General features: G+C 57.9%; 8 protein-coding genes. 5 read left to right on the forward strand and 3 right to left on the reverse strand.

Annotated elements, in window-relative coordinates; all coding sequences use genetic code 11:
* Positions 1-722 (reverse strand): APC family permease (locus tag QT222_RS10955; protein ID WP_491477198.1); only part of this gene is annotated, 722 nt, incomplete at its 3' end.
* Between the two features lie 204 nt (positions 723-926).
* Between QT222_RS10955 and QT222_RS10960 the strand changes: the two genes are divergently transcribed.
* The 4 genes from QT222_RS10960 to QT222_RS10975 all read left to right on the forward strand — a co-directional run bounded on the left by QT222_RS10960 (position 927) and on the right by QT222_RS10975 (position 5,537).
* The gene (locus QT222_RS10960) at positions 927-2,180 is read left to right on the forward strand and encodes a tyrosine-type recombinase/integrase (RefSeq protein WP_491477199.1); all 1,254 of its coding nucleotides are present in this window, start codon (positions 927-929) and stop codon (positions 2,178-2,180) included.
* A 294-nt stretch (positions 2,181-2,474) separates the two neighbouring features.
* Entirely contained in the window at positions 2,475-3,656 is a 1,182-nt protein-coding gene (locus QT222_RS10965; protein ID WP_491477200.1) for a tryptophan--tRNA ligase, read from the forward strand.
* Positions 3,657-3,729: 73 nt separating this feature from the next.
* Entirely contained in the window at positions 3,730-5,220 is a 1,491-nt protein-coding gene (locus tag QT222_RS10970; protein ID WP_491477201.1) for a transposase, read from the forward strand.
* Positions 5,160-5,537 carry a transposase gene (locus tag QT222_RS10975; RefSeq protein WP_491477202.1) on the forward strand — a complete coding sequence of 126 codons (378 nt, stop codon included), beginning with the start codon at positions 5,160-5,162 and terminating at the stop codon, positions 5,535-5,537. The genes QT222_RS10970 and QT222_RS10975 overlap by 61 nt, the downstream gene beginning before the upstream one ends.
* 308 nt (positions 5,538-5,845) lie before the next feature.
* Here QT222_RS10975 and QT222_RS10980 read toward each other — a convergent pair whose 3' ends face one another.
* Positions 5,846-6,289 carry an ester cyclase gene (locus QT222_RS10980; protein ID WP_004060959.1) on the reverse strand — a complete coding sequence of 148 codons (444 nt, stop codon included), beginning with the start codon at positions 6,287-6,289 and terminating at the stop codon, positions 5,846-5,848.
* A gap of 145 nt (positions 6,290-6,434) precedes the next feature.
* On the opposite strand from QT222_RS10980, the gene QT222_RS10985 reads away from it, so the two are divergent.
* Entirely contained in the window at positions 6,435-7,070 is a 636-nt protein-coding gene (locus QT222_RS10985) for a helix-turn-helix domain-containing protein (RefSeq protein WP_004060958.1), read from the forward strand.
* Positions 7,071-7,224: 154 nt separating this feature from the next.
* Here QT222_RS10985 and QT222_RS10990 read toward each other — a convergent pair.
* Positions 7,225-8,127: glycosyltransferase family 2 protein (locus tag QT222_RS10990; protein WP_491477203.1), on the reverse strand; the 903-nt coding region annotated here is incomplete at its 5' end.

Here is an 8,127-nt window from a genome sequence, read left to right on the forward strand (position 1 = left end):
TGACTAAATGACAAGTAGAGAAGGGGGTCAAAAAGGAGAGTATGGCGGACAAAAGGGCCGCGCGTGTCGAGAGAAACGTAGAAGAGGAAGACAAGAGAAAACACGAACAGGAGGATCAAAGTAATGTTCTGTAGTATCGACGTATACCCGGGACCGAATATACTGAGTGTGGTCAATACGAGACCAAACCCGACACCTAACACAGCCACAAGCGAGACATTACCGACGAGAAGCGCCGGTACACCGATCTCTTCGAGCACCGCAATCGCGTACTGTGCGAACCCGACGAGATAAAACGCCGAGGCGAAGACGAGACCCAACCAGAGTCCGATGCCAACCACAGCACCGAAGGTGGACCCCATCCCACGGGAGACGAAGTAGTACGCACCCCCGCTTTTGGGCATCGCCGTGGCCAACTCGGAAGTCGGTAACGCAACGAGCAGGGCGATAACAGCGCCGATTGCGAAGGACACGGCCGCTGCGGGACCGGCTTCACCCGCCGCGAGACCGGGGAAGACGAAGATTCCGGCACCAACCATCGTCCCGATACCGATAGCGAGGCCCCCGCGGAGTCCGATTGTTCGCTCTAACTCGGTCCCGCTTTCGAGGATAGTCACCTCGTCAGCCGCGGCTCCAACGTCCACGGATGGGTCTGACGAGACGAGCGCATCGGCTTCGGGCATCGCTTTACCCGCCGGAGTACCGTCGTTGCCATCGGTCATGTTGTACGTATACTATTGATGCGTCAACCAGATATATCCACAGGCCACCATACTCACGTGAACTAACATTTCATATTCAGGGGAATGATGTTTCAGGCCGAACGCGGCGAGAGAAAACGTTAATCCCTCTCCGACATGCTCTGAAACCAGAACGATGGTGCTCGGAACGCGACACGGCGAAGCCAGCGGGCGAGGTGAGCCACGGTGAACTGGTCTCGGAAGTCACTCGACGAACTGGAAGCGTTCTACTGGGATACCGTCGCGCCAGCGATGGACCGCGAGGGAATGGACCCGACACGCGACGTGCCCACCTACGAGTGGCTCACCGACCACGGTTGGTCGGGTATCGCCTACGCACTGCGCGAGAAACACGACCTCACACCGCGAGACTTCTTCGTCGACGTCGTCGGTCTCGGTGAGGACGAATCCGATGCGGGCTACGAGTGGGGCATCGACGCCGAGGCCACCGTCGAAGCGTTCGAATCCTACCTCGACATGCTCGAATCGCGGCGCGGACTCGCCGACTCGACGCTTCCGACCCGTCGAACCCACCTCGCACGGTTCGCCCGCACCTATCGCGACCTCCACGGGACCGCCGACCTGCTTTCTCGACTGGACGACAGGGACGCCGAACCTGACGAGATCGACCGCTGTCTCAACGTCCTTGACGAGTTCGACGACGAACTCGCAACCGACGGGACGAAACTCAAATATCTCCAGACGGTCCGCGCCTTCTACGAGTACCTTGTCGACTTCCGTCGGGCGCGGTACAACCCCGTCGAGAACGCCGCCAAGCAGTTCCGCTGGGAGCAGGGGCAACCGGACAACCGAACCATGACGGCCGAGCAGGTCGGCAGGGTGTACGGCGTTGCCGACGACCTCGAAGAACGCCTGCTCGTCCTCGGTCTCGCCGGGTGGGGACTCCGCCCGAACGAACTCGCGTCGCTCGACGCCTCGCAACTCGTCCTCACCGGTGACGACCCGCATATCGCGTTCGAGGAGCGAAAGAACGGCCCCGGAACGGTCGCGCTGCTCTACGGTGTCGATGCCGTGGCGGCGCGAATCGACGACCTCTCCGACGACGACTGGAACGGCGCGCTCTTTCCCTCGTCGCGTTCCTCGACGGGACACATCGCCCGCGAAACGGTCAACCGCCGGTTCAAACGCCTCGCTAGCGAGGCGGGCGTGACCGTCGACGGGAAAGTACCCACAGCGAAGCTCTGCCGCCGGTTCTGGTACACGGCGTATCAGGAAGCAGTCGACGACATGCTGGCGCAGTTGGAGGGTGTCGCCGCCGACCAAGGGTCGAAAAGCGCCAGCGTCGTCATGTCGAACTACCTTTCAGAGGAGCGCCGCCGGTCGTTCCGCCGGCAGGCGATGCGAGAGAAGTTAGCTGCAGTGTTCGAATCGGAGGCAGATGGGGTTGAGGTGGGAGCCGAGCAGACGATGGTAAACTGAATATTGCTATATCTATTCCAGTGGTCAGAAGACAGGCACGTCAAGAATAATCGGTTGGACTGGTTTGCTGATTGCGAGACAAGTAGAGGAACAGAACCTATAAGGGGAGCAATCTCGTCGATGTCAATATGGTGTCCACTTCCCACGCCAATTGCTGGCGTTGGCACGCGTTTCGGGAAGTGGACAGTATCGCGGATTAGGGTCGGACGGGCTTAACCCGGCAGATTCGACCGCGATGCTCACTCGCTTTCTCAATCGCATCGCCTCCAAAGTAACTACAACCATCAAACACATATGCCAGCAGAAGACGACTTCACCGTAACGCCATACGCCGTCGAAGGCGACATCGACTACGACCGACTCCTCGACAAGTTCGGGGCTGATGCCCTCACTGCCGAACAGAAGGCGAAGTTTCCCGACCCCGGCCATCCGCTCGTGCGCCGTGACGTGTTCTATGCAGAGCGAGATATAGACTCATTCCTTGATGCCGCCAACGAAGGTAAACCACACTCCATCGTGACGGGACGGGGCCCCTCAGGGCCGATGCACATCGGTCACATCTTCCCGTTCTACTTCGCTAAGTATCTGCAAGACCAGACGGGAACTCTCGTCTACATCCCCTTCTCCGATGACGAGAAATACTTCCTAAAAGACAAATCGCTGGGCGAGATTAGCGACTACACCCGCGAGAACCTCCTTGACCTTCTCGCGGTTGGGTTCGACCCCGAGCGAACCCGAATCATCGTAGACACGGCTGACGCTGACGTGGTGTATCCTTTAGCAACTGCGTTTGCCAAGGAAGTGACGCAATCGACCGTGGACGCAACATATGGAGAGCCCGAGAATATCGGTCTCTCGTTCTACCCTGCTGTCCAAGCCACACACCTCCTCTTACCACAACTTGTGGAGGGTCGCCATCCGACGCTCGTCCCGATTGCAGTTGACCAAGACCCCCACGTTCGAGTCTGCCGTGACATCGCGGCCAAGCAACGGTATGACGTGGCCAAGCCCGGTGCCTTGCTCTCAAAGTTCCTCCCGAGCCTCGAAGGGCCGGGGAAGATGAGTTCGTCCGACGACGCACCGAGCATCCTCCTTTCAGATGACCGGGAGACGGTCTTCGACAAAATCCGTACTCACGCTTACTCTGGTGGACAGACTAGTCTCAAAGAACATCGAGAACAGGGAGGGAATCCCGAGGTGGATGTCTCGTATCAGTTCTTGTACTACTTCTTTGAAGAAAGTGATGAGCAGGTGGAACGGCTTGCACGCGAGTATCAACAAGGGTCGCTCCTGAGTGGTGAACTCAAAGAGATGGCGGCAGAGAATATTGCGAACTTCCTCGAAGCACATCAAGAACGTCGTAGGGCACTCGGCCCGCTCGAAGAAGAGTTGGAACAGTACCGCCTGACAGAGAGCGAGCGGCAGGATGCGCGGCGACGGGCAGGATACCCCGACAATTCTCTGGTTCAGCAATAGACGCACCCACAGGAGCCTTCCACCTCGAAAATCTCCAAGATTATATATAATCCATTTCTCGTGCTACCCAGTAGTGTCGGTTATTCAACCTACTGAATCACCGTTCGACCACGACAGGGACTTCACGTTCACCGTCAGCGGCGAGACCTACAACGGGAGTATCCACTTCCTCACCCAGTACGACGAGAAGCCCAATTTCGTCGAAGTCCTACGAAATGCCTTCTTCCGCGACGAAACCTACGGTGATGCCCGTGCGGACTGGCATCGGAATACTACGTCGTTTTACGCGTGGGTGAAGGCTCATATGCTCCGGCTCGCGTGGGACTGCCGCGAAGGGTTCCTCCGCTACTTCCTCCACTCATTCCCCAACATCTGCCGTGACTTTGGCTTTCCCGTCGCGCACAACCGCGACACGAGCGGAGCGCCGAGTCAGTCGCGGCTCTGGGAGATGTGGAACAAGGAGTTCACCGACGTACAGCGTGAATTTGTGCGGACGGCCACCGAGGAAGCTCTTGACTTTGCCCGCGAACAAGGCATTCCCGCCCCCGACCCCGTGTTTCGGCCCGAGGAACGCGACATCACCTCGAAGCGGAGTGAACAGCGACTCGTCGCGGAGAAGACCAAGGAGGTCTGGCGACAGGCCAAGCCGTTCGTGGGGATGCGCGAGAACATGTACGCTCAGAGCGGCCAGCACTCCTTCTATATCGACACCCAGCGCGACCGCACCCCGAGTGCGTCGAGCCACCGCTACCAGATTGGGAAACTCACCGTTGAGGAGACGCGCTCGATGCTCCACGAAACTACGCGGATGCTTATCGCTCGCGCTCGGCACAACGCCGAACTCGTCGGCAAACTCGTGGCCGCAATCGACATCACGAAGGGCAACCCGTGGGCGGGCAAAATCGAGCGCGACGGGGGCAACAACATCACGGAAGATTGGATTCTCGGCTACAAAGATGGTGAAGTGTATTATCAGTGGGCCACCATCCAAATTGTCGGCTATGACATCCCGCTCGTGCTAGACGCGATTCCAGTCAAACGTGGGATGAAGCGAGCCGACATCGTGGACAGCCTACTGGAGAACGCGCTCAACCTCGTGGACGACATCGAACTCGTGATGATGGACAGAGAGTTCGATAATGATGGTGTGAAGAACGCCTGCGACAAGCATGGTGTCTACTATCTGAACGGCGCACGGAAACATCAATCAGGGAAGGCAACCTGTACCCGGCTCCGTCGTGCCGAGAAGACAGTTCACATCGAAGAGGAAACGGTCTCAGGCGGCCCGACTCGCAAGCGGATGTACCTCCCGTCGAGTACGAGCGACGACCCCGAGACGGAAGACGAAGATGAGGGCCGCGAAACGGAGGAGAGACCGGACATCCGCGAGCAAATGCGTAACGAACTCGCTGACTTCGGTATGGAACTGGGTGAGGATGACGCCCAGCACGGGTTCAGTGCCCTCACGAAGGAACTCCGAGAAGAGGAGGCAGTGAGCCGACCGTGGGGAGTAAGGAGGATGCGCAGGCGTACGCGCTGTTCGAGACAAACCACCCCAGCGTGACGTTGAATGACGAGGATAGCGAGATCGAACGCATCCATATAGTTGAGCGGATGGTTCGCCGCTACCGCCACCGTTGGGGCATCGAGAACGGATACAAGCAAATCAAGACGTTCCGCGTCCGCACGACGAGTAAGCGCCATACGTATCGGTTCTTCAATTTCGTGTTCGCGTGTGTGCTGTACAACGTCTGGCGACTCGTGGACTTGCTGGTGAATCTCGCAATCGAGGGCGAAAACTCGACGTACGCGCCGCGTGTGGACGCGAACCAGTTCCTGACCGTTGCGAAGAAATACTACGGTCTCGACCCGCCAGACTAACGCTGAACCGCTCTGTGTCCGCTGACTCCTGAGCGACGGCACTGTCCCGTGTTCCTTATTTTCGGATGATTGTTGACTGCTTCTGAATTGGCATCCCCATCATCCTCTGACGATGTTTTCGTACGAGACTGATGTGGTGCAAGGAACACCAGTTCAACCGATTATTTGGTTACATGCCTGCCTTCTACAGTAGTCCTGAAGTCAGTTACCACGTAGTTTGACCCCAACCATATCTGCATTGGTAAGACGGCCCACACGAACCCTCATCTCCCTCAATGCCCCTGTGTAGAGGCATCCGGGCGAAATCGCTATTCGGGAGGGAAGTCGATAACACCGAGTTGCTGAAGCAGCATCAGGTTATCCGAGAGGAACCATCGCTCGGCAATCAACCCGTCTTCGATGCGGACGAACGCCATCTGTTGAACCTCCATCTCCTTTCCTGTTGGTTCGATGCCCCAGAGGATTCCCTCGTGCGTCCCTCGGCTTGTGATATGGAGAACGACCATGTCGCCGTGAACGACACTGTGCTCAACCGTTTGCGTGACGTCGGGGAACGCTGAGAGGAACGACTCGTAGGATTCTCGAATCGCTTCTAATCCCTCCTGAGACCCGAACGGATTGTAATCGACGGCGTTCGGCGCGTACAGGTCGTCGAGCAAGTCGAGGTTGCCGTCACCGAAGACATCTTCCGGAATGCGACGTGCGATGCGCTCGTTCTCCCGTTCCTGCGGCGTAAGCGAACCGGTCGTCATTGAGCCGTTCCTCCCCGAATACGGGAATCGGTCGTTGAGTGTTGTTTCATTTCGACCACAGTAGAGATAGAGAGCCTCGGTTAGCGTAGGATTGATTGGATACATGTTGCTGCTTTTAAATATAGTTGGAGAATAGATGCTGTCAATGCCGCACCTGAAAATCAAGCTGAACGGGGAGGAGGTTGGAGGGTGGCTCGCGGAACTCTCAACGGGGTTTCCGACCGATGAGTTCCGACTTCTGGCGACGCAACTCCGTGATGAAGGCGCGCTGGTCACGCTCGAAGTCCAAACACCCGACGGTGGCGATATCATCCAGGAATTCGAAACGACACCCGAGGTAGCTAACGTGGAAGTCCTTCATGCGGACTCGCAGGTCGTACTTCTCCAGTTCCTCACTCGGCGTTCGAAGGTCTACGATCCGCTCTACGAATCCGGCTGCATCTCGATCTATCCGACACTTCTCCAAAACGGATGGTTTTCCGTACACGTTGCCGCCGGTCACGACAGCCTAGCTAACTATTTGGAGGAACTGACGGCAGCGGAAGTTCCGTATCAGGTAATCTCTTTGTCCCAGTCCCACGAGACTGCCACAATACTCACGAACCGACAGCAGCAATTCATCGAGACAGCCATCGAGCAAGGATTCTACGACGACCCCAAAACGTGTACGCTCACCGAACTCGCAGAGACACTAAACATCCACAAGTCTGCTGCGAGTAGACTTCGACACCGTACAGAGTGTCGTTTGATTACCCACTTCGCTACCGAAACTGCACGATAGGGCAGATAGTGGGTGGTTTCGTGGACACAGTATAAGTCAATGAATTACTCCAGAACGTGACTTGTGAGGGAGATACTCACCGCGTACCAACGAATCTGCAGTAGCGTTGAGTAATCAGCGATAATCAACCCAGTCCACTCCGAAGAAGTAGCGGTCAGTCCACGATTTCGACGTCGAACATGAACCGCCAGCGGTAGCGACGCCCACCCCAGACAAACGTCCGACGTGCCAGTCCGTACGCGATTAGCAAGGGACCGAGGACCGTTGCCGGATACGCCAGCACGACCGTCCACCGTCGAATGCCGAATATCGCGTAGATAACGGCGTAGCCCAGCGTCGCCGAGACGAAGCCGACGAGAGGATAGAAGAGGAACGCGATGCCGAGGACAGACGTCAGGACAGCGAGCAAGACCCAACCGGCCCGACCGTGCCGCAGGGAGGCCTGCATGAAGCGCGTGTGGCGTTCGAGAGATTCGCGTATCGTCCCACCGATTTCAACCCGCCGGGTCCGGTCAGCTCCCGCGAAGTCCACGTGTTCGCCGAGCGTGGCATCGTCGTTGACCGTCCGTCGGAGGTCCCGGAGTAAGGCGTCCTCGTCTACATCCTCGCGGTCGAATACGAGCGCTCCGCCCCAAGCCATAAGACCGGCGGAGGCCAGAGCGGTCGACGTCACATAGGATGGTTCCAACAGATACGCGAGAGGGTCGCGGCCGACGAACACCGGGACTTCCGTAGTGGGTCCCTGGCGTTCGTAGTCTGACTTCATCTGCTCCAGCCAGTCAGGCGGGTGGTGGAAGTCATCGTCGGTCCAGATGATGCGGTCGTGTTCGGCTTCGACCATCCCGGCCGCGATGGCGTTGGCCTTGCCCGAACAGCCCTCTGGTTCGCCAGCAACCACGACCCTAGCCGATGGCGGGAGGGCATCGCTATGGGTAGTGACTGGATCATCCGGGCTATCGCAGATGATCAGGAGTTCGTCGTCCGGCCCAACCTGTTCGCAGAGTTCCTTGCAAGCATCAGTCCACTCGAGCGTCGGCCGGAGGACGCTCGCCGGTGA

The sequence above is a fragment of the Haloferax sp. s1 genome (assembly GCF_058382125.1).